Origin of the sequence: Agrobacterium sp. 10MFCol1.1 (genome assembly GCF_000381165.1) — a bacterium.
GTDB classification, from domain to species: domain Bacteria; phylum Pseudomonadota; class Alphaproteobacteria; order Rhizobiales; family Rhizobiaceae; genus Agrobacterium; species Agrobacterium tumefaciens.
The window spans coordinates 110,577-135,380 of sequence record NZ_KB906072.1 but is presented as its reverse complement, the minus strand read 5'-3'; the positions used below and the strand labels follow the sequence as shown (position 1 = coordinate 135,380).

Here is a 24,804-nt window from a genome sequence, read left to right as displayed (position 1 = left end):
GCGTCCGAAACCGACGCGGGCTTCATCGTTTCTGCAGGTTTGGCAATGCAGCAGCGAGCGCCCTTAGTGGCGCGGTCATGTGCTTGTCGCGTCTGAGGGCAAGGGCGATCCGCCGTTCGAGCGGCGGCTCGAGCGAGCGCCATTCAAGCCCCGATGGAGCATCTTCATGCTCCATCGCCATGCGTGGCACGATGGCAAGGCCAAGGCCCGCGCCGGCCAGTTTCTTGATGGCCTCGACGCTGCCCAGTTCCATGGCGGGTTGCACGGTGCGGCCGCTTGCCGAAAACCATTGATCCACGAGCTTGCGCGTATTGCCGCCCTCGTAAAGCAGCAATGGCTGTGTCGAAAGCGTCTCGGCATTCAGGATTGTTGCGTCGCTGATGGTTCCAAGCGGGAAAACCGCAACCAGTTCATCGAGATGGATGTCGCTGATATCGAGGCTGCGGCCGCTGGCCGGCAGGGCCACCACCGCCGCATCGATCGTATTGGCTTCGAGAAGCCTCAGTATATCGTGGGTATTGCCGGTCTGAACGACGATGTCTATCCCCGGCATCACCTGGCGGATTTTGCCCAGCACTGGCGGCAGAAGATAGATGCAGGCGGTGGCGCCCGTGCCGATGCGCAGGCGTCCCGTCACGCCGCTGCGATGAGGGGCTACGGTATCGATGGCATGCGCCACTTCTTCCGCAATCCGTCTTGCATGGATGAGAAAGTCCCGGCCCGCCGCCGTCGGCTGCGCGCGCCTGCCGACCCGTTCGATCAGCCGCACACCGAGCTGCTTTTCCAGCAGCCGGATGTGCAGGCTGATGGCCGGCTGCGTTAGCCCCGCCTTGTCGGCTGCGGCGGAAAAGCTGCCGAGATCGGCGACATCCATGAAGCTGCGCACCTGCCGCAGATCGAGGTCTATCATCAAAGAAAACCTTATCGTTTGTATAAGACAGATAATCTTTATTTTGACTGAGCCGCAATGCACAATAATGCCGTGAATGACCACAGGACACGAGAATGACCCTTCCCACAATTTCCAGCCTTACCATCCGCCCCTGCGAGGAGGCGGATATTCCAGCCATTACCGAAATCTACCGGGATGCCGTGCTGCATGGCCGCGCCAGCTTCGAGATCGATCCGCCAAGCGTGGATATGATGCTTGAGCGCCGCCGATTGCTGGTGGAAGGCAACTACTCCTATCTCGTTGCAGAAATCGACGGAAAGATAGCCGGATATGCCTATGCCGGCGCCTATCGCCCGCGTCCGGCCTATGGTGCTGCTGTGGAGAATTCCGTTTATATCGATCCGGCCATGAAGGGCATGGGAATTGGCCGCAAGCTGCTCGATGCGCTGATCGAGGATGCGACTTCGCGCGGCTTCCGGCAGATGATTGCGGTCATCGGCGATAGCGCCAACGCCGCCTCCATCGGTGTGCACCGCGCCGCCGGTTTCGAGCATGTCGGCACATTCAAGTCCATCGGCTGGAAACACGGCCAGTGGCTGGACACGGTGCTGATGCAGCGCGCGCTGGGCGATGGCGACACCACGCCCCGTTTCTGAAACCTCAGGGCTTGGTGGAGCCGGGGATTTCAACCTTCAGCGTATCGCCGGCAAGCTCGCTGCCGAGTTCGACGGCCTTGGTCTTCTTGTCGTAAACGCAGATATGGCTGATCGTCGCATCCGCGCCCTTGGCCTTGCCGGTGAGGACGGCGAGGCCATAATTCTCGCTGCCCACCGGATCGACCACCACCTTGGCGTCCTCGATCATGTCTTTGCTGGCGCCAAGGCACGCCGTCTGCACATCCGCCACGAATTCCTTCCAGGCATCGTCAGACGATGCGACGGCGGGTAGCGCCAGCGAGGAGAAGGCGGCGAGAAGCAGCGCGCGATGGCTCATGGGGCGGGTCATGGAATTTCCTTCCTGCAATTTCATCAAAAGCGAACCGATAGGGTGGAAAACAGTACGCCAGGGTTGTGAAACAAATGTGGTGGCGGCTGGCTTGAGAGGAATTTTCTCTTTTGTCGGAACATTTTGATATTTCACAGGTTGCCCAAACAGAGGTTCGCTCCTATGGTCCGCTCACACGGTTTCTAGGAGCGGTAACCCGCTGCAAAAAGGAGTAAAAACCATGGCCTTCGAACTTCCTGAACTCCCCTACGACTACGACGCGCTTGCACCATACATGTCGCGCGAGACGCTCGAGTTCCATCACGACAAGCACCACAAGGCATATGTCGACAACGGCAACAAGCTGGCGGCGGAAGCCGGTCTTTCCGACCTTTCGCTTGAGGAAGTCGTGAAGAAGTCCTTTGGCACCAATGCTGGTCTCTTCAACAATGCTGCCCAGCATTACAACCACGTCCATTTCTGGAAGTGGCTGAAGAAGGACGGCGGCGGCAACAAGCTGCCGGGCAAGCTGGAACAGGCATTCGCCTCCGATCTCGGCGGTTACGACAAGTTCAAGGCTGATTTCATCGCTGCCGGCACCACGCAGTTCGGCTCCGGCTGGGCATGGGTTTCCGTCAAGAACGGCAAGCTCGAAATCTCCAAGACCCCGAACGGCGAAAACCCGCTGGTTCATGGCGCAGAACCGATCCTCGGCGTCGACGTATGGGAACACTCCTACTACATCGACTACCGCAACCTGCGTCCGAAGTACCTCGAAGCCTTCGTCGACAACCTCATCAACTGGGACTACGTCCTGGAGCGTTACGAAGCCGCTTCCAAGTAAGTTTTGCGGATCGCAATTTTTTGAACACCCGGCCCCCCAAAGGCCGGGTGTTCTGCTTTTGAGGTCGACAATCCAGCGTGTCGCTCCCATTTGTCACAAGCCTGTCATCCGCCCGGTTTATCGCGGCGCATCATGACTGAAAAAACCACACCGCTCTTCTCATTCGGCATCGTTGCCGATCCCCAATATGCCGATGCCGAACCCCGCCCGGATATGGGCCGGTATTATGCCGAAAGCCCGAAAAAGCTTGGCGAAGCGATCGACGCCTTCAATCGCGAGGAACTGGTCTTCGTGGTAACGCTGGGCGATATCATCGATCGCGGTTTTGAAAATTTCGATGCGATCCTTGGCGTCTACGAGCAGCTTCGCCACCCTTCGGTGATGCTGCCGGGAAATCACGATTTCGCCGTTGCCGCCCAACACCTGTCCGCCATCCATTCCCGCCTCGGCATGGCGTCGCCCTGGCACGATTTCACCATCGGTGAGATACGTTTCGTGGTGCTTGACGGCAACGAGGTCAGCCTGTTTGCCCCGCCGCCGGGCGATCCGCGCCGCACGCTGGCGCAAGAGCGTCTGAGGCGCCTGCAAGAGGTGGGTGCGATCAATGCGCAGGACTGGAATGCGTCGCTCAGCGACGAACAGTTCGAATGGCTGCGGACCGTTCTGCAAAAGGCGGATGCGGCGGGTGAAAAAGTGGTCATTCTCTGCCACTATCCGGTCTATCCGAACAACGCCCATAATATGTGGGACGCGCCTCGAATCCTCGATCTTCTTGATGTACACCCTTCGGTCGTCGCATGGTTCAGCGGCCATAATCATGAGGGCAATTACGGGGTGCAGGGCAACACTCACTTCGTCAACTTTAAGGGCATGGTGGATACGCCCGACCAGAACACCTTCGCCATTGCCGATGTGTTTGCCGACCGAATCGTCATCCGCGGTTTCGGGCGCGAGGACGATAGGGTGCTGGAGCATTTGCGGCATAACGCTGCCGTGCTTTGAAGTCAGCACCACCCTCTCAACCGTCATTACTGTCCCTGTCACAGGAATGACGGTTGAGACGGAGGCCCCGACACAGAACGAAGGTTGAAAGACGCGCTAAATCAGGTGCTTTTACGCGCCGGCTTGATTCGTCGTTCGTTCCGAAGTCCCCAGCTGATTGCTCTGCCAGCCGCTCATCCACAATTGCCGCAACCTTTCGCCTTCCATCTTGAAAAAGCTGCCGGTTGTCTTGCAGGTCAGAACGCGGTCGGAGCGGAAATTGCGGATCGCTTGCCTGAGTTCGCACCAGGCGACGATATTGGTCGTCTCCGAATAATAGATCGTGGCGATGGGCCGGATCTGTCGCCGGGTCTCCACGCCGGCTTCATCGCCATAGGTTATGTCCAACCGCTCCTCGTCGCGCACCGCCCGCCTGACCATGGCAAGATCGACGCCGGCGGGTGAGGGCGCGATGCTGCCCCAGGCGTGCAGGGCATTGGCCGACAGGGTTTTCGACAGGGGTTCGGGCAGGGATGCCGCAATCTTGTCGCTGACCTTTTTGGCCGCCTGCCGCAATTCAGTGTCGCCCGTGCGCGCGACCATGGCGAGCGCAAGCACGATCGCCTCCGTCTCCTCGATGGAAAACATCAGCGGCGGCAGGTTGAAGCCGGGACGCAGTATGTAACCGACGCCGCGTTCGCCTTCGATCGGCACGCGCATGGTCTGAAGGGCCGAAATATCGCGATAGACCGAGCGCACCGTGACCTCCAGTGCCTCGGCAATGGTCTGCGCGGTGATCGGCCTGCGCGCCACCCGCAGGATCTGGATGATCTCGAACAGTCTCGATGCCTTGCGCATTGCCGTTTTTCCCGGTGGTTTCCCAACGCAACTGACACAACGCTGTCAGTTGGCTTTTCCTATAAGCAGCAAAACACATTGAGAAACATGAGTTTTCCCGAATGTGTCGAAAACTGTTTTGGGAGATACTGACATGAGTTACGCCGAAAATCTCTGGCTTTTCTTTCTGGTCCTGTTCGGCATCATCATCCTGCCGGGCATGGATATGCTGTTCGTGCTGGCAAGTGCGTTGACGGGTGGCAAAAGAACCGGGCTTTCCGCCGCAAGCGGCATGAGCGCCGGCGGCATGGTGCATTCACTTTACGGTGCATTTGGCGTCGGCATGCTTGCCGCCTGGATGCCGTCGCTGTTCCTGCCGCTGCTGGTCGCCGGCGCCGCTTACATGGTCTGGATCGGCGTCGGCCTGATGCGCAGCGCTATCACCGTCAATGGCGATGATGCGCAGGCGAGCGCCTCTGTCAGAAAGGCGTTCTGGCGGGCCGTGCTCACCTGCCTTTCCAATCCGAAAGCCTATCTCTTCATGATGGCGATCTATCCGCAATTCCTCAAACCCGACTATGGTCCAATCTGGATGCAGGGGCTGGTAATGGGCGCGATGGTGGCCATCACGCAGTTCACGGTCTATGGCGCTCTGGCGCTGACGGCGGATAAAAGCCGGGCATGGCTCGTTTCCTCGCCTGCCGCGACGATTTTCATCGGCCGCGCCGCCGGTTTCATGCTGATTGCCGCAGCCCTGGTTACGCTTTGGGAAGCACTCTCCTAGACTTCTGTTTTCTTGGGGAAATTCACTGCAATGTGACTTCTTTTCGCCATGCGGAAAGGGCATCCTCGCGCCGTTATCGCGCGTTCGGCATCTGCCGGAATCAAGGAGAGAGTGTATGAAACTGAAAACCATCGCGGCGGCCATGCTTTTCGGCTGTCTTTGCGCCGGAGCGGTCTTCGCTGCCGGCGAAGTCGAAAAACGTGAAGGCATGATGAAGCAGATCGGCGGCTCCATGGGGGCGCTTGCTGCCATCTCCAAGGGCCAGAAGCCTTATGACGCCGAAGCCGTAAAGGCTGCCGTGACGACCATCAGCACCAACGCCAAGGCTTTCCCCGACCAGTTTCCCCCGGGCAGCGAGACCGGAAGTGCTGCGGCACCCGCGATCTGGGAAAATTTCGATGACTTCAAGTCCAAGGCCGCCAAGCTCGGTGCCGATGCGGACAAGGTCCTCGCCAGCCTTCCCGCCGATCAGGCAGGCGTCACCGCCGCCATGCAGACCCTCGGTGCCGATTGTGGTGCGTGCCACCAGACCTACCGTCTGAAGAAATGATCCTATTAAGAACGCCGCTTCCCGGCGGCGTTTTTTTCAGCGGGAATGATGCCTGATCTCATCAGGTGATAATGGGGAGAGGGGTCATGGCCTCCATTTGGACGAAGCTCGCGGGCGGGATCGCGGTGGCGGCCATTGCCGGTTTCGGCATTTTCGCCTGGGTCACCGCGCCTGTGCGTCAGGCACCCAGCCACTGGGTGAGCCTTGGCGAGCCGGACCTTGCCAATGGCGAAACGCTGTTCTGGGCGGGTGGCTGCGCAAGTTGCCATGCGGCACCAGATGCCAAGGGCGATGCGCTTTTGACGCTTTCGGGCGGGCAAGCGTTGAAAAGCCCCTTCGGCACCTTCCATGTGCCCAATATTTCCTCCGATCCGCAGCATGGCATTGGCGGCTGGACGCTTTCGGAATTCGGAGATGCGATGACGCGCGGCGTCGGCAAGAACGGCGAACATCTCTACCCGTCCTTCCCATACGCCTCCTATGCCCGCATGACGCAGAAGGACATCAACGACCTCTTCGGTTATTTGCGGGTTCTGCCCGCCAGCCAGAATGACGCGCCGGATCACGAACTGCCGTTCCCCTTCAACATGCGCATGGCATTGGGCGGCTGGAAATTCCTCTATTTCGATACATCCGCGCCACCCCGCGTCGAGCTTGCCGATGCCAATGCCGAATTGCTGCGCGGCCAATATCTGGTGGAAGGCCCGGGCCATTGCGGCGAATGTCACACGCCGCGCAATGCACTTGGCGGTTTTCTCGATGGCAAATGGCTGGCCGGTGGTCCAAATCCCGAAGGCGAGGGCCGCATTCCCGATATTACCCCCGGCTCGCAGAGCGTCGGAAGCTGGGAGGCGGCCGATATTGCCAACTATCTGGAAACCGGCTTCACCCCGGAATTCGACAGCGTCGGCGGCTCCATGGTCAAGGTGCAGCAGAACATGGCGCATCTGACGGCCGAAGACCGCAATGCGATCGCCGCCTATCTGAAGGCCATCCCGGCACGGTAGCCCTTCGCCGTCATGCCGGACTTGATCCGGCATCCAGCCGCGGCGCGCAATTCTCACGCCGGCCTGCCATTGACTCCCACCCACACCCATCGGATAACGGTCCTGTGATGGTTCCTTCCGGGCGTTCCGGAAGGTGAAAAGGGAACACGATAGGGAGACATCCTCATTCGTGGCTGCCCCCGCAACTGTGAGCGGAGAGCCTGAAACGAAATGCCACTGGTAAGCATCTCGCCGGATATGGGCGAGGGCAATGCCGGGAAGGTGTTTCAGGTTTTGACCCGTAAGCCAGGAGACCTGCCATCACGGAAATGTCCATGCCGGCGGGGTGTCCGGAAGAGCGGAATTTCAGGGTGGTGGCGCTTGAACGTGCCGCCCTGTGTCAGTCTCGTATCCCCGTGGTGAAGTGTATCGCATGCGGCTGCACGGCGTTTTGCCGTTCCGCCGCGTCTAAAGGCGCGGGGTCGCGCCGTAAGAGGGGTCACCATGTCCATCAACCAGAATACGGCAAATGCCGCCGTTTCAGCAAAAACGGGCAGCTTCGCGCAATCGCTGACGGCGATCGTGCTTGGTCTGTTCGTCGTCGGTTTTGTCGGCTTTTCGCATGTGGAAGCCGTTCACAACGCCGCGCATGACACGCGTCATGCCAATGCTTTCCCTTGCCATTGAGGTGGGAAGCATGTCGTTCTTTCGCAATATCGTTTTTACCGCCGTCCTCGTCGGCATCGTTGGCGGCTTCGCCGTTTCGGCCATGCAGGCTTTCGGCACCACGCCGCTGATCCTGAAGGCGGAAACCTATGAAAATGCCGGTGGCGAAGCGCCCCACAGCCACGATGCTCCGGCCACGACCGGCGCTGCCGTTCCCGCGCACGAACATAACGAGGAAGCCTGGTCTCCGGCCGACGGCTTCGAGCGCACCGCCTATACGGTCGCCGCCAACGTGCTGACCGCCATCGGTTATGCACTGGTGCTCACCGGCCTCATCTCGCTGCGCGGCACCGATGCCGGCTGGCGCGAAGGCCTTTTGTGGGGTGTGGCCGGTTTTGCCGCCGTCATGCTTGCGCCGATGATCGGCCTGCCGCCGGAACTACCGGGCAGCCCGGCGGCCGCGCTTGAGGCGCGTCAAATCTGGTGGCTTTCGACGGTTGCGGCGACCGCAGGCGGCATTGCGCTGATCGCATTCCGCCGCGAACCCTGGGCAATCGTGCTCGCACTGGTGTTGATCGTTGCTCCACATGTGGTGGGCGCGCCCCTGCCGCCGGAAGGTGAACATGCGCTGGCACCGCTGCCGCTGGAACGACAGTTCATCGTCGCCGCCACCGTGACCAGCTTTGTCTTCTGGACCTTGCTCGGAACATTGAGCGCGTTTTTCCTGAAGCGCTTCCAGCAAGCTTGAAACCATGCAGGGCGCAGCCGAATGGAGTGAGGAACTCGATGCGCTGCGTTTTGCCGTTCCCGGTCACGGCGCTTTCTGCGCCGTGCACCGCCTTGCCTTCAAGGCAGTCCTCGTCGTCAGCCCGGAACGGGAAGCGGCGCTCGCCTATTTTCATGAGAATGAGGCTGCCTTTACGGCCGCAGCCCTTGCCAAGATAAAACGCTCGGCTTTGCCGGCCGGTCGCAGTCTGCATCTCAACAGCCGCGATATTCGCCGGGCGATTGCGGGGGAGTGCGGGGATGTCGCGCCCCGTGTCTGCCGGGTGCTTGATCAGGGGTGATTTGTGATGGTCTCACGGCTTAACTTCCCCACCACCTCATTCCTGTGACAAGCACAGGAATGACGATGAGAGGATCCGCAAAACTCTCGACACCAAGGTGAGCCTTACCGGTGCTCCGCCGCAAAAACCTGAAGTTCCGCCTCGGCTTCCGGACCAAAGAGGCCGAGGTGTTTCAGAATTTCCACTGCGAAACTGACGGGTGCACTGCCGGCTGCGGTTACGATGCCGCCATCGCTGACCGCCTTCGGCTGGTCGCGATAGAGCGCTTCACCGCGATAGGACGGATAGGCCTTGTGAGAGGCGAGCGAATTGCCGGTATGGGCGACGTCATCAAGGGCGCCCGTGCCGGCAAGCGCGCTGGCAGCCGCGCAGATGCCGGCAACCAGCCGGCCCTTCTCGCGAAACCGCTGTACCAGCCCGCCAAGATCGGCAGCCGTTCCCTTTTCCCAGCTGAGACCGCCGGGAATGACGAGCGCATCGATGTTAGCAGGATCAAGCGCATCATAGGATGTGTCGGGCGTAACGTTGAGCCCGCCCATTGAAACCACGGGCCGGCCATCCGGGGTTGCGTAAACGATCTCGACGCCGAGATAGCCGCGCGCGGCGGCGGCAAGCAGCGCCGGTTCCCAGTCCGCAAAATCCTGCGCAAGCGCAATGGCAATCCGTGTCATGACCGTCTCCGAAGGTTGCAATCAGGCGATAGACTGCATGTAGCGCATGCCGGTGACCGGGCGCGGCGCGAAATCCATGCTTTCGTAGAAACGATGCGCGGCGACATTGCCGGTCGTGGCGCTGACGGAAAGATAGTCGCAACCGAGGCGCTTGGCGATATCGCGGGCGCGGGAAACCAGGTGCTGGCCGGTGCCATGGCCGCGGTGACCGTCACGCACGAAAAGATGGTGTAGCTCAAGCCCGCGGCGGCCTTCCTGCGCCCTGTAGAGCGGCAGCATCAGGGCGTAACCGATCAATGCGCCGTCGGCTTCCGCCACCAGCCCATGCACCCAGGGAAGCGGGCCGAACAGGTCGCGTTCCAGTTTCGCCGGCGTAATCGCCGCCGCATCGCCATGAAAGGTGGCAAGCAGGGTGATCATCTCATTGAGCTCAGGCAAATCGGTCTTGCGTGCGCCACGAATGATGACGACGGGCGGTCTTTCCAATGTAAGGGAACTGTCTTCGGTCATTTTTCTGGTCCTTCGGTTTTATCGGTGCCGTCAGGACGCTTGAAAAACAACAAAGCCGCCTGACGGCGGCTTGTTGACAAAATGATCTGTCGAGCCGCCCTTTACAGGTAGGCCCAAAAGTACGAGCAGGAGATGGGTGCGCGTTCGTTGATCATGTCCATGCAATGCGCTCGAATCTGAAATCTGTCAAGCCTGCTCTTCAGCCTCAATGCTCCCCTTCGCACATGCCATGGTCGGAAAGTGCGCGGATGACGTAACAATCCTCGATCGAATGACCATGGCAATGGGAGACGATACGTTCCAGCTCATGCTCGAGCTTCTTGAGGCTGGTGATTTTTTCGCGCACATGGGCGAGGTGTTCGGCGGCAATGCGGTCCGCACCCTCGCACGGCATTTGCCGGTGCTGGCTGAGCGCGATCAATTCTCTGATGGCGTCGATATTGAGCCCGATATCGCGGGCATGGCGGATGAAAGCCAGCCTTTCGAGATCGGATTTTTCGTAACGGCGCTGGTTGCCTTCCGAGCGGTCTGCCTCGCGGATGAGGCCCATCTGCTCATAATAGCGGATCGTCGGAACCTTCACGCCGGTACGTTTGGACAATTCACCGATGGACAGCATTGCCTTCTCCATATCCTCAAGAGCAGCCGGGACAAGAACGAACCGGATGCTCTAGTCTCTAGAGATATAGCTTTTCAGCCTGCCGTTCAATGGGTGTCAGGCGGCGGCATCCACGCCGAGTGCCTGCGCCAGGGCTTTGAGAACTTCTGTCTCGATGCTGGCGGCGGCGTCAGGCTGCGCTGATGCGGCGATATCTACCGCCGGTTCGGTTCTGGCCTGTGCGCCGCTGTCCAGGTTCCAAAGTGCTGCGGCAAGGCCGGCGGAAACGCTGGCGGCGGCAGGTGTGGCGGAAACGGCAACGCTCTCGGCGCTGGAAATCGCGCGGTGTGCCGCCCGTGTCAGTTCCAGCAGGGCCTCGGTGGTCGCATTTGTTTCCCTGGTCTTTGTCGGCTCAAGGGTCCGGACCGGAGTTGCGTAATAGCTGCTGGTTGTTGCTGCGATAGTCGTCATGACTGAGTCCCCTAAGTTTCATGGGGTATTTTTAGGGGTCGAAACATTCGCGAAGATTGCGTCGCGCAGGGCTTGAACCAAAAAACGTCGCAATATAGTATACCCCCCTATAGTATATGAGGTACTCATGTCCCATACGATCCGCAACAAGGAGAAGCTTCTCGCTCGTATCCGTCGCCTCAAGGGGCAGATGGAGGCGGTGGAGCGTGCCCTGGACGATTCCAAGCCCTGCGGCGAGGTGCTGCAATTGCTGGCCTCGGTGCGCGGTGCGCTTTCCGGCCTGACGGGGGAGGTGATGCAGGAACATCTGCATGAGCACGTCGTGCACGCCGAAAATGAAGACGAGCGGGCGCGTGCGGCGGAAGAGCTGGCCCAGGTGCTGAAGACCTACATCCGCTAACCTCTCTCCCAAAAGTGTCCGCGGCTTTGGGAAAAGACATGCGTGAAACAGAATATTCCAGGATCGAACAGGATTAGCGACATGACGACGACATCCGAATTTCCCGCAGCGTCCGGCCACGACCATGTTTTCTTAGGCCGTAACCATGAGCGCAATGAAAAGCGCGTGTGGATGGTGATTGCGCTGACCACAGTCATGATGGTGGCGGAGATCGTCGCCGGCCACTGGTTCGGTTCCATGGCGCTGACGGCGGATGGCTGGCACATGTCCACCCATGCGGGCGCAATGCTCATCTCGGCGCTGGCCTATCTATATGCCCGGCGCGAGGCGCGCAATCCGCGCTTCACCTTCGGCACCGGCAAGTTCGGTGATCTCGCCGGTTTTGCCAGCGCCATCGTGCTGGCGGTGGTGGCGCTGCTCATCGCCGTCGAAAGTGCGATGCGGCTTTTCAATCCTGTTCAGATAGACTTCAATCAGGCGATCCTCGTCGCCGTCATCGGTCTTATCGTCAATCTCGTCAGCGCCGTGCTGTTGAAGGATGACCACGATCACGATCACGATCACGGCCACGGCCATGGTCACGCACATGGTTCGCATGCCCATCACGGCCATGGCAGCCACGCCCATCACGATCACGGCTCGCACGCGCATCACGGCGAGCACGGTGCGAAGGGCGGCAGGGACAATAATCTGCGCGCAGCCTATCTGCATGTACTCGCCGATGCGTTGACTTCCGTTCTCGCCATTGTCGCGCTGCTGCTCGGCAAGTGGAACGGCTGGTCCTTCCTCGATCCGTTGATGGGTATTGTCGGCGGTGTGGTGATTGCCCGCTGGTCATGGGGACTCATTCGCTCCACGGCAACGACGCTGGTGGATGCGGTTCCGCTGACGGAGGACTTGCCGCAGGAAATCCGTGAAAGCGTGGAAACGGAAGAAGATCGCATCACCGACCTGCACGTCTGGCAGGTGGGGCCGGGGCATCACGCTGCCATTGTCGCCATCCACTCGCAGGTGCCGAAGGCGCCGGCTTTCTACAAGCAGAAGCTTGCAGCCATACATGAACTCTCACATGTAACGGTGGAGGTCAGCCCGGCAAGGGCCTGATCGGAATCATCTATTCGTATTCGGAATAGGCGCTGCGCACCCATTCGGCCTGCGCTTCTGCCTTGTCCTCGGCGGAGGTCGCAGCCTGCGTGTGGGCGGGCGCGCTGCCATTGCCGACGGCCCACAGCACGTTGGCCAGCGAACGGGAAAGAACGGTGCTGGAAACGGTCGGGTTGCCGGGGCCGCGTTTAACGGCCTGTTCCTCGGGCGCGCTCTGCGCGCTGCCGGGTTTTTCGATGTCGCGGACACGAGCCTGATAATTGTATCCGCCAATATTGCTTTCGATCTGCATGCCAGTGATTCCGCGTTCAAAAGTTAACAAATGGTTAACGGCGGCGGCTTGCCCGAAGCTTGCGCTTGCTGCATTGCAATGTCGTTCCCGGCTTGACACGTGGCAAAGGGGTGCTTCGTTTTTGCATGGTTGGATGGGAAGGCGGGCGTTACCGGCCTTGCCCACACTTCGCGTCGTGCTCGCCATGGCGACCCTGTTGTGCCGCTCAAACTCTGGCGCCAAACACCCCACTCCCGTCATACCGGCTCTAGGCCGGTATGACGAAAGAGTTTGGACGCGGCCAGGCAGCTCCGATGTCTTTTGCGCAGCGGGGCTGGGGCTTTTTCGGTCCTCTGAAAGAAAGGCAAATCCTGTTGGTGCCGGATTACGCAGTTTCCTTTTCCACAGGCGCCGCCGGTTCCGGGATTTTTTCCGCTTCCTCCACGACTGCCACCCCGGCCTCCGTCTCCTGAGGTGCCGGCGTGACCATCGCCGCCACCAGCGTGTCGAGGCCGATGGCGCCGACTGGCTTGCCGTCTTCATCCACCACATGGGCGCTGGTTTCGTTCGCCTCCGACATATCGCGGGCGATGGTTTCCAGTGTCGCGTTTTCCGGCACCGACATGCCCTCGGGTTTCGCCGTCAGCGGTTCCATCACGGTGGTGGCCTGAAGCACGCGGCTGCGGTTGACGTCGCGCACGAAGTCGGTGACGTAACCATCCGCAGGGGAAAGGATGATGCTCTGGCCGTCGCCCTGCTGCACCACTTCGCCGTCTTTCAGAATGGCAATGTGGTCGCCGAGTCGCAAAGCCTCATCCAGATCGTGAGTGATGAACACCACGGTCTTTTTCAGCTCCTGCTGAAGGTCGAGCAGCATCGTCTGCATATCGACACGGATCAGCGGATCGAGAGCCGAATAGGCCTCGTCCATCAGGAGAATATCGGCATCGTTGGCAAGCGCGCGGGCAAGGCCGACACGCTGCTGCATGCCGCCGGAAAGCTGGTTCGGATAATAATCCTCATAGCCGGCAAGACTGACACGATCCAGCCAGTAACGGCCTTTCTCTTCGCTGTCCTTGCGTGGCATGCCCTGAATATCGAGGCCGTAGACGCTGTTTTCCAGCACGGTGCGATGCGGCAGGAGGCCGAATTTCTGGAACACCATCGCCGTTTTGTGACGGCGGAATTTCCGCAGCGCCGAAGTGCTCATGTCGCAAATGTCCTCGCCGTCGTAGAGAACCTCACCTGCGGTCGGGTCGATCAGCCGGTTGATGTGGCGGATCAGCGTCGACTTGCCGGAACCGGAAAGCCCCATGACCACGGTGATCTTGCCGCCCGGCATGGTGATGTTGATGTTGTTGAGACCGAGCACATGGTTGTGTTTGTCGTTCAGCTCGACCTTGTCCATGCCTGATCGCACCGCTTCGAGATATTTCTCGGGATGCTTGCCGAAGATCTTGTAAAGATTCCTGATTTCAATGCTTTTAGCCATGGGAGACCTCGCGGTATTTCTGCAGGCGCTTGCCGAAAGCCTGGCTTGCCCGGTCGAACATGATGGCGATGGCGACCAGAGCGAAACCGTTCAGGAAGCCCACCGTGAAAAACTGGTTGTTGATGGCCTGCAGCACATTCTTGCCGAGCCCGCCGACACCGACCATGGAGGCGACGACGACCATGGCGAGTGCCATCATGATGGTCTGGTTGATGCCGGTCATGATGGTGGGCAACGCCAGCGGCAGCTGCACATTGAACAGCTTCTGGCCGTTGGAGGAGCCGAAGGCATCGGCGGCTTCCAGCACTTCCCGGTCTACCAGGCGGATGCCGAGGCTGGTCAGGCGGATGACGGGCGGAATGGCGTAGATCACCACTGCGATCAGGCCCGGTACCTTGCCGATGCCGAAAATCACCACCACTGGGATGAGATAAACGAAGCTTGGCAGGGTCTGCATCACGTCGAGCACGGGATTGATGATACGCTGCAACCGTTCGGAGCGTCCCATCAAAATGCCGAGCGGCAGGCCGATGACGATGGCGATCAGCGTGGCGATGGCGACGATGGAAAGCGTCGTCATGGCGTCGCGCCAGAGGCCGACTGCGCCGATCATGAGCAGGGAGATGGCCGTGCCACCGGTGATCTTGAAGCTGCGCCCGGCCAGATGCACGATCGCCAGAATGACCAGCATAGTGACGATCCACGGGGTCTGGATGAACAGCCGCTCCGAGGAGTTGAGAAAGAGCTGCAGCGGATGCACGATCACATCGATCGCATCGCCGTAATTGCGCACGATATCGCGAAAACCGTCATCGATGGTCTTGCGTGCCACACGCATCGTGCCGTTATCGATGGCCGGAAACTTGCACAGCATATCCGGCAGATAGTTACAGAGGGCCATTATTGTTGTTTTCCCTTTGGTTTGGATGAATGGGAGGAAGAATGGAGTCGCTGGAGCGTGCGGGCACCCCCCTCTGTCCTGCCGGACATCTCCCCCTCAAGGGGGGAGATCGGCAAGACGCGCCACATCGCTTCATCCGCTAGGTTGGAGTGGAGCGAGGCCTTGCCGCTGGTCGATCTCCCCCCTTGAGGGGGAGATGCCCGGCAGGGCAGAGGGGGGGTAAGCTACGGATACAAACCCAAGCTTTTCCCTCCTGCGGATGCGTTACATCGAAGCCTTGATCTTCTCCGCCACCTCGGGCGAAACCCACTTCGTCCAGATATCCTCGTTGTTCTCGAGGAAATATTCCGCGCCGTCTTCGTTGGTGCCCTGGTTTTCATCCATCCAGGCAAGAACCTTGGCGACGGTCTCGTTGTCCCACTGCCGCTTGCGGATATAGTCGATGGAAGGACCGGCCTTCTCGGCGAAATCCTTGGTGACAACAGTGAATACCTCTGCCACCGGATAGGCGTTTGGCTTGGGATCGGCGCAATCAGGCTTGGCGATGCAATTGTCGTAGGCCTCGCGGTCGAGTGCCACGCCATCGTCCAGTTTCACCATGTCGTACTTGCCAAGAATGGCCGTCGGGGACCAGTAATAGCCGAGCCAGCCCTGCTTTTTCTCATAGGCATTGGAGATCGAGCCATCGAGGCCTGCTGCGGAGCCGGTATCGATCAGGGCGAAGCCCTTCTCGTCGGCCTTGCGTGCCTTGAACAGGTTGGCGGTCGTTGGCTGGCAGCCCCAGCCCGGCGGGCAGCCAAACACGGCACCCTTGCTGGCGTCTTCCGGCGCGGGGAAAAGCTCGGGATGCTTGAGTGCGTCCTCAACTGTCTTGATATCGGGGTGTTCGTCGGCGAGATATTTGGGAATCCACCAGCCTTCAACGCCACCTTCACTCAGGATTTTGCTTTCCTGGATCAGGTTGCCCTTCTTGACGGCGTCCTCATAGGGGGCGCCAAGGGTATTCACCCACATTTCGGGCGCCATATCCGGCTGGCCCTTTTCATTCATGGAGGTGAATGTGGGAGTGGTGTCGCCGCTAATGACGTTGACCGTGCAATCATAGCCGTTTTCCATGATGAACTTGTCGACGTAAGCCGCAACACCGGCGGATGCCCAGTTCATTTCGGCGATGGTGACGCTGCCACATGTTTCTGCGGCGTTGGCGGAATTTGCTGCACCGGCAGCGATGGTAAAGCCCGTTACGAGAATGGTCGAGGCTAGGAGTTTCTTCATGGGAGACCTCCAAGTCTGATGCAGTGTTTTCAATTGGCAAAGCGGGAGCACTGCAAAGCCCGGATTGCCAAGGGCGAACTGACATGGCGCATGAAAAAGCCGAAAAAATCCGGCGATAAGATTATCCGCAAGACGTGCTGCAGGATTGCCGCGAGAAAGGCGGCGAAAAGGCGCATGAATATGTCAACGGCCCGGATAATACGGCCGAAAAGTGATATTGCAATGCGAAATGGCGCAACGCAGCCATGCGTTCGATTTCCGGAACATTTTTTCCGGTGACGTAATACATGGGAATTATTTGCGTTTGCGGAAGATATATTATGAGTTGCAGCAACCGGAAATAAAAATTCAATGTCGATAAAGATGTTATTTAAATAAAAGATGCGTATGATAATTTGTGGAAAAAATATTCAATAACGAGATTTTTGCAGGTATTTTCGTCCAAAATAAGATCGGGCGACGATTGGATCGCCGCCCGTTTCTGCATTCAGCGTGTCAGACGGTGTCCTTGCCCGCGACCTTCAGTGCGAAGGCATATTCGAAGGCAATTTCTTCCAGCCGCTGGAAACGGCCCGACTTGCCTCCATGGCCAGCCGCCATGTTGGTCTTGAGCAGGATCGGGGCTTCCCCCGTCGTCTTTTCGCGCAGTTTCGCCACCCATTTGGTCGGTTCCCAATAGGTCACGCGCGGGTCGGTGAGGCCGGAAAGCGCAAGCAGCGGCGGATAGGGCTTTTCCCCGACATTGTCATAGGGGCTGTAGGCGGCGATCCACTGATATTCCTCTTCCGATTCCAGCGGATTGCCCCATTCCGGCCATTCCGGCGGGGTTAGCGGCAGCGTGTCATCAAGCATGGTCGTCAGTACGTCCACGAAGGGAACCGCAGCGATGATGCCGGCAAATTTTTCCGGGGCCATGTTGGCGACGGCGCCCATCAGCATTCCCCCTGCCGAACCGCCTTCCGCGATAATGCGATCGTAGGAGGTAAAGCCTTCCTTGACCAGATGATCGGCAGCCGCGATGAAATCCTTAAACGTGTTCTGTTTGTCTTTCATCTTGCCGGTTTCATACCACTCGAAACCCTTGTCCTTGCCGCCGCGAATGTGGGCGATGGCATAGATGAAGCCACGGTCTGCCAAAGACAGCGTTGTGGTGGAGAAGGAAGCGGGGATGGTGATGCCATAGGCGCCGTAGCCATAAAGCAGGCAGGGGGCCGAACCGTCGAGCGCCACATCCTTGCGGTAAAGCAGCGAGACCGGCACCAACTCGCCGTCATGGGCAGGCGCCATGATGCGGCGGGTAATGTAATCGTCGGGATTATGGCCGGAAGGCACTTCCTGCGTTTTCAGCAGCGTGCGGTCGCGCGTCACCATATTGTAGTCGAACAACTGGCTCGGCGTCGTCATCGAGGAGTAGGAGAAGCGGATGACATCGGTGTCGTATTCTGCAGCGCCATGCAGGCCAAGCGAATAGGCTTCCTCGGCAAAGGCGATGGAATGTTCCTCGCCCGTGCGGCGATCGCGGATAACGATGCGCGGCAGGCCGTCGCGGCGCTCCAGCCAGATCAGATGGCGGGCATAGGCATCGACGGAGAGAATGAGGCGACCCGGCTCATGCGGCACGACCTCCTTCCAGTTTTCCTTGCCCGGCGCGGTAACCGGCGCTTCCATGATGCGAAAATCCTTGGCATCGCCGTCATTGGTGAGGATGTAGAAGACATCGCCGCCTTCACACATCGAATATTCGATACCTTCCTCGCGCTCCGCAACCACGACAGGCTCGGCCATCAGGTCCTTGGTGGAAAGAATGCGGTATTCGCTGGTCTCATGGTCGTGAATGTCGATGAAGATGAAGTCGTCGAGCACGGACGCGCCAACGCCCATGAAGAAGCCGGGGTCCTTTTCCTCATAGACCAGCCGGTCGGCCGACTGCGGCTCGCCGATGATGTGGTGGAAGACCTTCGAGGGGCGGTGGTTTTCGTCCTGCAGCGTATAGAAAAAGCTCTTGCCGTCAGGCGCCCATGCCCCGCCGCCGCCGGTATTTTCCACGACATCGGCAAGGTCTTCACCGGTTTCGAGATTACGGATGCGCAGCGTGAAATATTCCGAACCCTTGTCGTCATAACCCCAGATGCCGTGACTGTGATCGGAAGACTGGTCGAGGCCGGCAAGACGGAAATAATCCTTGCCTTCAGCTTCCCTGTCGCCATCAAGCAGCACGTGCTTTTCGCCGCCATCACGCGGGGTGCGGAAATAATGCGGTTGCTCGCCGCCGGTCACGAACAGCGTGCCATAGGCATAGGGTCCATCGTTGACCGGAACAGAGGAATCATCCTGCTTGATCCGGCCTTTCATCTCCTCGAACAGCTTTTCCTGAAGCGCCTTGGTGTCGCCCATTGCGGCTTCCATATAGGCGTTCTCGGCCTCCAGATGGGCGCGGATGGCTGGGTCGAGCAGGGTAGGGTCCTTGAACATGGCCTGCCAGTTATCGGCCCGGAACCATGCGTAGTCATCGGTGCGGGTGATGCCGTGATGCGTATCCTGGACGGGCCGTTTTTCGGCGGTCGGGGCGGCGGGCAGGTTCTTGAAAATCGGCAAGGGAAACTCGCTTTCGTATGAAAAATGCGTGGGCGGCACCCAAGATGTAGAGTGCCCCTCACCACCGATCAAGTTTCAAATCTCCACAGGTGAAATGAGGCTTGGGCACAATTTCGTCAGTTTTCGATCACATTTTGGCAATATCCGGCAAATCAGCGATGATACGCGCCTGCCACCGGCCTGCCGTGCATCGATAAGAACAAACGAAAACTGACAGGATCCCATGCGAAAGTTTCTTCCCGCTGCTCTTTCTGCGTTTTTCCTTGCCTTGCAGGCATCTACACCCGCTTTCGCAATAGACGCCAACGTCATGCGGCAGCTGAACGTGCTCGCCCCCGAGGAGCGTCTGGAGCAGCGTTGCGACATAGAGGCGATGGAGCGGATCGCGACGGAGCAGAAGGGCATGAAGCCGGATAAGGTCATTGCCTATACCTTCGGTGATCCCGAGGTTGGCAAGAATTCGATCAAGGCGTCGGGTGCAGTCTTCAGAAGCGCCGGTGAATGGTACAAGCTCAAATACAAGTGCCAGCTGAAAAGCGACAGCCTCTCCATCCAGTCCTTCGATTACCGTGTCGGCGACAAGATTCCCGAAGAGCAGTGGAAGAAGTTGTATCTTTATGACTGATCGGGGAATTCTTCGTCCGCGGTCGCCGGTTTAAACCCCGCTTTTCTTGCCGCCCTGCCAATGGGTCTGTAACGCTGTCCTTCGATCGAATTGAGGGGCGAGAACATGGCGAAGCAATTCAAGGGACTTTCGGCTTTTCCGATCACGCCCGCTGACGAGGCCGGGCAGGTGGATAGCCAAGCCTTTTCCGCCCTCGTCGAGCGGCTGGATGCGGCGGAGGTCGATTCCATCGGTATTCTCGGCAGCACCGGAACCTATATGTATCTGTCGCGTGCCGAGAGGCGGCGCGCGGTCGAGGCAGCCCATGCCGTCCTCAAGGGCAGGCGCACATTGATGGCAGGCGTCGGCGCATTGCGTACCGATGAGGCCGTGGCGCTGGCGAAGGATGCCGAAGCTGCCGGTGCCGATGCGCTGCTTCTGGCACCCGTTTCCTATACGCCGCTGACTCAGGAAGAGGCCTATCACCATTTCGCCGCCGTCGCCGGCGCAACCGATTTGCCGCTCGCCATCTACAACAACCCGACGACGACGCGATTCTCCTTCAGCGATGAGCTTCTGGTCAGGCTCGCCTATATCCCGAATATCCGTGCCATAAAGATGCCGCTGCCGGCCGATTCCGACTATGCGGGAGAGCTTGCGCGGCTGCGGCCGAAACTGACGGATGATTTCGCCATCGGTTACAGCGGCGACTGGGGATGTGCGGAAGCAACGCTTGCCGGTGGCGATGCCTGGTACAGCGTCGTTGCGGGCCTGCTGCCGGTTCCGGCATTGCGGTTGATGCGCGCCGCTCAGGCCGGGGATGCGGAGGAGACGCGCAGGCTCGATCTGGCCTTCCAGCCGCTCTGGGCGCTCTTCAAGGAATTCGGCAGTATCAGGGTGGTCTACGCCGCCGCCAACGCTTTGTCGGTAACGGCATGCGAGCCGCCCCGGCCAATCCTGTCGCTCACCAGCGAAGAGCGCCAGCGGGTGGAAGAGGTGCTGAACGCTCTGTCCACGCTGGAAGCCGCGCCATAATTCGGGCGTTTTGCAGGCGGATTGCCACATCTTACCCTTCGGAAACTGAAAAATGCTGCGTAGCCTGCCCTTTGCCGCTCTCTTCCTGTCGCTCTCCACTGCCGCCTTCGCGGGGACGGGTCTCGTCGAGCCGACGCTGAAAATGACGCCGAGGCATGACGGCAGGGTGCGGGTGGCGATGACTCTGGACGCCTGCATGGGCAAGACCGACCATCGCATTCTCGATACGCTGGTGCAGGAAAAGATACCGGCGACGATCTTCGTCACTGCCCGCTGGCTGAAGCACAACAGCGAAGCGCTTGCCGTAATGATGGCGCATCCGGATCTTTTCGAGATCGAAAACCACGGCGAGAACCATGTGCCAGCGGTGGATAAGCCCGTTGCCATCTACGGCATTGCCGCTGCCGGTTCGGAAGCGGCAGTCGAGCAGGAGGTCGAGGGCGGCAGGCAGGCAATTGTCGCCATGACCGGTCTTCAACCGCAATGGTTTCGCGGTGCGACGGCGAAATACACCACCTCGTCCATGGCCACCATCAATAGACTAGGCATGCGGGTGGCGGGTTATTCCGTCAATGGCGATGGCGGCTCGCTTCTGGGCGCGGCCGCCACGGCAAAGCACATCGCTTCGGCCAGGGACGGCGACGTCATCATCTCCCACATCAACCAGCCCACCCACGAAGCGGGTGAGGGCGTGGTGAGGGGCCTTCTGGCGCTGAAGGCCCGCGGCGTGGTGTTCACAAGGCTGGACGACCCGTCGTTTACGCCGCCGGGTAATTGAGCGGGGCGGCTCTCTCCTCATTCCTGTAACAAGCACGGGAACGAGGGAAATGAGCATCCCACATCCACGCCCGTTTTTCGGCGGCATACCGCGCAAATTTGCGCTAGCATCCTTCCATGCTGTTCAAACGCCCCGACACCGAAACCCTATATTCCGCCCTTGTGAACAAGGACCCCGCCTATGAGGGCGTGGCCTATGTGTGCGTGACCTCGACGAAGATCTTCTGTCGCTTTACCTGTACGGCGCGAAAGCCGAAGATCGAAAACTGCCGCTTTCGCGAAACCATCGCCGAATGTCTGGAAGCTGGCTTCCGCCCCTGCAAGCGCTGCAAGCCGATGCTTTCCTATGGCACGGCGGATGAAACCGTCACCACCCTTCTGACGGCGCTGGAAAACGAACCGGCGCGGCGCTGGCGTGAGGACGATGTGGTGGCGATGGGCCATGACCCTTCCACCGTGCGTCGCACCTTCAAACGCCGTTTCGGCATGAGTTTTCTGGAAATCGCAAGGCTGCGGCGGCTGGGAGATGCGGCGACAAGCCTCGCATCAGGAGAAGCCGTGATCGGCGCGCAGATCGATGCCGGATATGAATCCGGCAGCGGTTTCCGCTCGGCCATCAACCAGTTCTTCGGCACCTCTCCCGCCGCCATGAAAGGCAAGGGGTTCCTGAAGGGCGACTGGATCGACACGCCGATCGGCCCGATGCTGGTGGTTGCCGATGATCACGCCCTGCATCTTCTCGAATTTGCCGACCGTCCAGCGCTTCCGGCCGAATTGAAGCGGCTGAAGGCCCGCACCGGCGCGGATATGGTGCTGGGCAGGACGCCGGTCACCGGCCAGATCGCAGCAGAACTCGCGGCCTATTTCGCCGGGCACTCGGCTGACTTCGAAACCCGGCTTGCCGGACACGGCACACCCTTCGAGCGCGATGTCTGGCACGCATTGCGGGAGATACCGGCGGGAGAGATCGTCAGCTATTCTTCGCTTGCGACGTCGATGCAACGGCCATCCGCCGTGCGTGCCGTCGCCCGCGCCAATGGCGCTAACCAGATTGCCATCGTCGTTCCCTGCCACCGGGTGCTGGGCGCAGATGGCAGCCTGACCGGGTATGGCGGTGGGCTGTGGCGCAAGAAATGGCTGATCGAGCACGAGCGGCGCATGGCCGATAAGCTCCGCATCCCTCTCGCCTCTTGACCGGCCATCAGGCCGGCAGGTTTGGAACGATGCGGCGTGAAGGAAACAGCTCGCGCGTTACTGTCATGGCGATCAGCGACAGCGGCAGTGCCAGCATGGCGCCCGCAGCACCCCACATCCACGTCCAGAAGATGATCATCACGAAGACGAGGAAGGGGTTGATCTCCATGTTGCGGCCCACAACTGCCGGAAAGGCCAGGTTTTCCATCAACAGGTGAATGGTGAAGAAGATCGCGGATGGCAGCAACGCCAGCACCATGTTGTCATGCGTGATGATGCCTGCCACCGCCAGCGACACCGTCATGGCGGTGATGCCGAGAAATGGCACGAAGCTGGAGAGAAAGGCGAAAAGCCCCCACAGAAGCGGCATGGCCAGCCCGCCGAAATATGCGATCGCCACCATCGTCACGCCCAGCGCCGCATAGATCAGCGCTGCCGTGGCAAAATAGGTGCCGAGCACTTCTTCCACCGAAGCGATGATCCGAATGGCCCTCAGCCGCTGGTGCCGGGCCGGAAAGGCCATGATGATCGCCTTGCGCAGCCGCAGGCGGCTGTAGAGGAACATCAAAAGCGCGGCGAGGAAGATCATGCCCTGAACGACTGCGGGGGTGACGTTGGAACCGAGCAGGGAAATTATCTCGCCGCTGCGCGAAATCAGCGATTCCATCGAAATCGACCCCATGCTGAAGGTCGCTGCCGAAATGTTCAGCCATCGGATGCTTTGAAGATAGGGCAGGAAGCGGTCCATACTGCGTTCGATCAGCGCTGGTCCTTCGGAGGCGAGCTGTGACAACGGGTCGATCAGCGAATTGATCACGAAAAACATCACGGCCGCGACAAGGCCGGAGAGAATGACCGCCACACCGGCTCCGGGAATGCCATAGGAACTAAGCTTCTCCGCCGCGATGCCGAGGATCATGCCCACGACAATCGCCAGCACCACCGGTATGAGGATCAGAGACAATTCATGAATGACCGCCATCATGACGACGAGAAAAATGCCGATAACCGACCATGCAACGGCCACATCGAGCGCTTCTCGGCCAAGCGGCTGCTGGCTGCGCGCGTCGTCACGGTGCGAGCCGGACGCCAGACCCTCGAAAGGGTCGGCCTTCGTCGACGGAGCGTTTGCGGCGCGCCGCCCGATATTGCCCAATATGCCGGTTTTTTCCGGCCTGGCATTCTCATTCATCGAACTGTCCCCCAATAAGACATCAAACGTTCGAAAAATGAGGCGGTTCCGGAGCGGCAAAAATTTCTGCCGCCCCGTAGTCTTTACGCGGAAAGCTTCAGGCCTATGCCCCACGGATCTTTGAGAACAATACCGTCGCTCTGCCGTTCCGTAGCTATTTCCAGCCGGTCGAGAGCGGCGATTGCAGTATCGAGCGCCGCACTATCGTTGAACTTCAGCGAGTAGCCCGAGAGGCCGGTCATATTGTCCGTGCGGGCCGTGGCGCCGCGGCTGTTCCAGATATTGGCGGCCACATGGTGATGATAAGCGCCCGAGCCGAAGAAGCTGGCACCCGGATAACGCGCCATGATCTTCAACCCCAGCACATCCTGATAAAACTCATCCGCCTGCGGAATATTGCCGACCTGCAGATGCATGTGGCCGATGGCCGTTCCATCGGCGGCGCCCTCGAACGCCGTTTTCGGCGCACTGTCATACAGCGCCTGTAGGTCGAGGCGGAGCGTGGCCATCTCCACCGTGCCGTCCTCCTGGTAGGTCCATTCCGACGGCGACCGGTCGCGATAGACCTCGATGCCGTTGCCTTCGGGGTCGGCCAGATAGATCGCTTCACTCACCAGATGGTCGGATGCGCCCTGAAGCTGGATATTGTTGTGCGCGGCATGGGCCAGCCAATGGGCCAGATCCTCGCGGCGTGGCATCAGGAAGGCGGTGTGGAACAGGCCTGCTGCATTGCGCGGCGCGCGTTCAACCGTGCCGGAGGTGGAAAGTGTCAGCAGCGGCTGGCCGTTGACACCAAGAACCTCGCCGCTCGGGCTTTTCTCGATGACGGAGAGGCCGATGATTTTCTGGTAGAATTCCGAAATGCGCGGCAGATCGTGAACGACAAGATGAGCCTGACCGACATAAGCCGGCCGCGTCAGGGCGAATTGTTTGATTTCACTCATCATAATCTCCATATTGAATCCGGCGTGCTGACGACGCGGATTTGCGCGTCTGCATCAGCCGACGCCGCTTTGCGGCGTTCATTTGTGGTGAATATGGGCGGGTTTTGTCGTTCAGCAAAGATCGCCATCTGGCGATTGACCGTCCACTATTCGTTGACAATGCCCCTGTTGCTGCTCCG

General features: G+C 59.6%; 29 protein-coding genes and 1 riboswitch. Of the genes, 15 read left to right on the top strand and 14 right to left on the bottom strand.

Annotated elements, in window-relative coordinates:
- Positions 1-22: 22 nt before the first annotated feature.
- Positions 23-910, bottom strand: coding sequence for a LysR family transcriptional regulator (locus tag F617_RS0100745; protein ID WP_019564127.1), 888 nt, complete (start codon positions 908-910; stop codon positions 23-25).
- Positions 911-1,005: 95 nt separating this feature from the next.
- Here F617_RS0100745 and F617_RS0100740 point away from each other — a divergent pair, with 95 nt between their 5' ends.
- Complete coding sequence (locus F617_RS0100740; protein WP_019564126.1) at positions 1,006-1,548, top strand: GNAT family N-acetyltransferase; 543 nt, start codon at positions 1,006-1,008, stop codon at positions 1,546-1,548.
- A 4-nt stretch (positions 1,549-1,552) separates the two neighbouring features.
- Here the strand turns inward: F617_RS0100740 and F617_RS26795 are convergent, their stop codons facing one another.
- A complete protein-coding gene (locus F617_RS26795) occupies positions 1,553-1,897 on the bottom strand; it encodes a hypothetical protein (RefSeq protein WP_034501817.1) in 345 nt (114 codons plus the stop codon).
- A 220-nt stretch (positions 1,898-2,117) separates the two neighbouring features.
- Between F617_RS26795 and F617_RS0100730 the strand changes: the two genes are divergently transcribed.
- Both F617_RS0100730 and F617_RS0100725 read left to right on the top strand, forming a co-directional pair.
- Positions 2,118-2,720, top strand: coding sequence for a superoxide dismutase (locus F617_RS0100730; RefSeq protein WP_003511955.1), 603 nt, complete (start codon positions 2,118-2,120; stop codon positions 2,718-2,720).
- A 132-nt stretch (positions 2,721-2,852) separates the two neighbouring features.
- Positions 2,853-3,722, top strand: coding sequence for a metallophosphoesterase (locus tag F617_RS0100725; protein ID WP_019564124.1), 870 nt, complete (start codon positions 2,853-2,855; stop codon positions 3,720-3,722).
- 111 nt (positions 3,723-3,833) lie between these two features.
- Here F617_RS0100725 and F617_RS0100720 read toward each other — a convergent pair whose 3' ends face one another.
- A complete protein-coding gene (locus F617_RS0100720; RefSeq protein WP_019564123.1) occupies positions 3,834-4,559 on the bottom strand; it encodes a YafY family protein in 726 nt (241 codons plus the stop codon).
- A gap of 133 nt (positions 4,560-4,692) precedes the next feature.
- Here F617_RS0100720 and F617_RS0100715 point away from each other — a divergent pair, with 133 nt between their 5' ends.
- The 6 genes from F617_RS0100715 (at position 4,693) to F617_RS0100690 (ending at position 8,591) form a co-directional block, all read left to right on the top strand.
- Positions 4,693-5,322 carry a LysE family translocator gene (locus F617_RS0100715; protein ID WP_019564122.1) on the top strand — a complete coding sequence of 210 codons (630 nt, stop codon included), beginning with the start codon at positions 4,693-4,695 and terminating at the stop codon, positions 5,320-5,322.
- Between the two features lie 115 nt (positions 5,323-5,437).
- Complete coding sequence (locus F617_RS0100710) at positions 5,438-5,872, top strand: cytochrome c (protein ID WP_013635681.1); 435 nt, start codon at positions 5,438-5,440, stop codon at positions 5,870-5,872.
- Positions 5,873-5,958: 86 nt separating this feature from the next.
- Complete coding sequence (locus F617_RS0100705; RefSeq protein ID WP_003511962.1) at positions 5,959-6,879, top strand: cytochrome c; 921 nt, start codon at positions 5,959-5,961, stop codon at positions 6,877-6,879.
- Between the two features lie 91 nt (positions 6,880-6,970).
- A riboswitch (cobalamin riboswitch) is annotated at positions 6,971-7,196 on the top strand.
- Positions 7,197-7,362: 166 nt separating this feature from the next.
- On the top strand, positions 7,363-7,545 hold the full coding sequence (locus tag F617_RS0100700) for a CbtB domain-containing protein (protein WP_003494386.1): 183 nt from the start codon (positions 7,363-7,365) through the stop codon (positions 7,543-7,545).
- A gap of 10 nt (positions 7,546-7,555) precedes the next feature.
- The gene (locus tag F617_RS0100695; protein ID WP_019564121.1) at positions 7,556-8,272 is read left to right on the top strand and encodes a CbtA family protein; all 717 of its coding nucleotides are present in this window, start codon (positions 7,556-7,558) and stop codon (positions 8,270-8,272) included.
- A 4-nt stretch (positions 8,273-8,276) separates the two neighbouring features.
- Positions 8,277-8,591 carry a hypothetical protein gene (locus F617_RS0100690; RefSeq protein ID WP_019564120.1) on the top strand — a complete coding sequence of 105 codons (315 nt, stop codon included), beginning with the start codon at positions 8,277-8,279 and terminating at the stop codon, positions 8,589-8,591.
- Positions 8,592-8,695: 104 nt separating this feature from the next.
- On the opposite strand, the gene F617_RS0100685 is transcribed toward F617_RS0100690, so the two are convergent.
- From F617_RS0100685 to F617_RS0100670, 4 genes are all read right to left on the bottom strand, one after another.
- Positions 8,696-9,262 (bottom strand): type 1 glutamine amidotransferase family protein, encoded by a 567-nt coding sequence (locus F617_RS0100685; RefSeq protein WP_019564119.1) that lies wholly within the window; start codon positions 9,260-9,262, stop codon positions 8,696-8,698.
- Between the two features lie 21 nt (positions 9,263-9,283).
- Complete coding sequence (locus tag F617_RS0100680) at positions 9,284-9,772, bottom strand: GNAT family N-acetyltransferase (RefSeq protein ID WP_003511975.1); 489 nt, start codon at positions 9,770-9,772, stop codon at positions 9,284-9,286.
- A gap of 205 nt (positions 9,773-9,977) precedes the next feature.
- Positions 9,978-10,391: a helix-turn-helix domain-containing protein gene (locus F617_RS0100675; protein WP_003511977.1), complete on the bottom strand. Its 414-nt coding sequence runs from the start codon at positions 10,389-10,391 to the stop codon at positions 9,978-9,980.
- A gap of 96 nt (positions 10,392-10,487) precedes the next feature.
- Positions 10,488-10,841, bottom strand: coding sequence for a hypothetical protein (locus F617_RS0100670; RefSeq protein WP_019564118.1), 354 nt, complete (start codon positions 10,839-10,841; stop codon positions 10,488-10,490).
- Between the two features lie 127 nt (positions 10,842-10,968).
- Here F617_RS0100670 and dmeR point away from each other — a divergent pair, with 127 nt between their 5' ends.
- Both dmeR and dmeF read left to right on the top strand, forming a co-directional pair.
- The gene (dmeR, locus tag F617_RS0100665; RefSeq protein WP_003494395.1) at positions 10,969-11,241 is read left to right on the top strand and encodes a Ni(II)/Co(II)-sensing transcriptional repressor DmeR; all 273 of its coding nucleotides are present in this window, start codon (positions 10,969-10,971) and stop codon (positions 11,239-11,241) included.
- A gap of 81 nt (positions 11,242-11,322) precedes the next feature.
- Positions 11,323-12,345, top strand: a complete 1,023-nt coding sequence (dmeF, locus tag F617_RS0100660) for a CDF family Co(II)/Ni(II) efflux transporter DmeF (protein WP_019564117.1) — start codon at positions 11,323-11,325, stop codon at positions 12,343-12,345.
- A 10-nt stretch (positions 12,346-12,355) separates the two neighbouring features.
- Here the strand turns inward: dmeF and F617_RS0100655 are convergent, their stop codons facing one another.
- The 5 genes from F617_RS0100655 to F617_RS0100630 form a co-directional block, all read right to left on the bottom strand.
- A complete protein-coding gene (locus tag F617_RS0100655; RefSeq protein ID WP_003511987.1) occupies positions 12,356-12,637 on the bottom strand; it encodes a hypothetical protein in 282 nt (93 codons plus the stop codon).
- A 364-nt stretch (positions 12,638-13,001) separates the two neighbouring features.
- Complete coding sequence (locus F617_RS0100650; protein WP_019564116.1) at positions 13,002-14,108, bottom strand: glycine betaine/L-proline ABC transporter ATP-binding protein; 1,107 nt, start codon at positions 14,106-14,108, stop codon at positions 13,002-13,004.
- Entirely contained in the window at positions 14,101-15,009 is a 909-nt protein-coding gene (locus F617_RS0100645; protein ID WP_003511991.1) for a proline/glycine betaine ABC transporter permease, read from the bottom strand. Before F617_RS0100645 ends, F617_RS0100650 begins: the two co-directional genes overlap by 8 nt.
- Positions 15,010-15,273: 264 nt before the next feature.
- Positions 15,274-16,284: an ABC transporter substrate-binding protein gene (locus tag F617_RS0100640; protein WP_019564115.1), complete on the bottom strand. Its 1,011-nt coding sequence runs from the start codon at positions 16,282-16,284 to the stop codon at positions 15,274-15,276.
- A 495-nt stretch (positions 16,285-16,779) separates the two neighbouring features.
- Positions 16,780-18,879, bottom strand: a complete 2,100-nt coding sequence (locus tag F617_RS0100630; protein ID WP_026330605.1) for a S9 family peptidase — start codon at positions 18,877-18,879, stop codon at positions 16,780-16,782.
- Between the two features lie 223 nt (positions 18,880-19,102).
- Between F617_RS0100630 and F617_RS0100625 the strand changes: the two genes are divergently transcribed.
- The 4 genes from F617_RS0100625 (at position 19,103) to F617_RS0100610 (ending at position 22,489) form a co-directional block, all read left to right on the top strand.
- Positions 19,103-19,504 carry a DUF930 domain-containing protein gene (locus tag F617_RS0100625; protein ID WP_003511997.1) on the top strand — a complete coding sequence of 134 codons (402 nt, stop codon included), beginning with the start codon at positions 19,103-19,105 and terminating at the stop codon, positions 19,502-19,504.
- Positions 19,505-19,609: 105 nt separating this feature from the next.
- A complete protein-coding gene (locus F617_RS0100620; RefSeq protein WP_019564113.1) occupies positions 19,610-20,518 on the top strand; it encodes a dihydrodipicolinate synthase family protein in 909 nt (302 codons plus the stop codon).
- A gap of 52 nt (positions 20,519-20,570) precedes the next feature.
- Positions 20,571-21,296, top strand: coding sequence for a polysaccharide deacetylase family protein (locus tag F617_RS0100615; RefSeq protein WP_019564112.1), 726 nt, complete (start codon positions 20,571-20,573; stop codon positions 21,294-21,296).
- A 116-nt stretch (positions 21,297-21,412) separates the two neighbouring features.
- Positions 21,413-22,489 carry a bifunctional transcriptional activator/DNA repair enzyme AdaA gene (locus F617_RS0100610; protein WP_019564111.1) on the top strand — a complete coding sequence of 359 codons (1,077 nt, stop codon included), beginning with the start codon at positions 21,413-21,415 and terminating at the stop codon, positions 22,487-22,489.
- Positions 22,490-22,496: 7 nt separating this feature from the next.
- On the opposite strand, the gene F617_RS0100605 is transcribed toward F617_RS0100610, so the two are convergent.
- Positions 22,497-23,681, bottom strand: a complete 1,185-nt coding sequence (locus F617_RS0100605) for an AI-2E family transporter (RefSeq protein WP_003512001.1) — start codon at positions 23,679-23,681, stop codon at positions 22,497-22,499.
- 83 nt (positions 23,682-23,764) lie between these two features.
- Positions 23,765-24,625: a VOC family protein gene (locus tag F617_RS0100600; protein ID WP_019564110.1), complete on the bottom strand. Its 861-nt coding sequence runs from the start codon at positions 24,623-24,625 to the stop codon at positions 23,765-23,767.
- Positions 24,626-24,804: the final 179 nt, after the last annotated feature.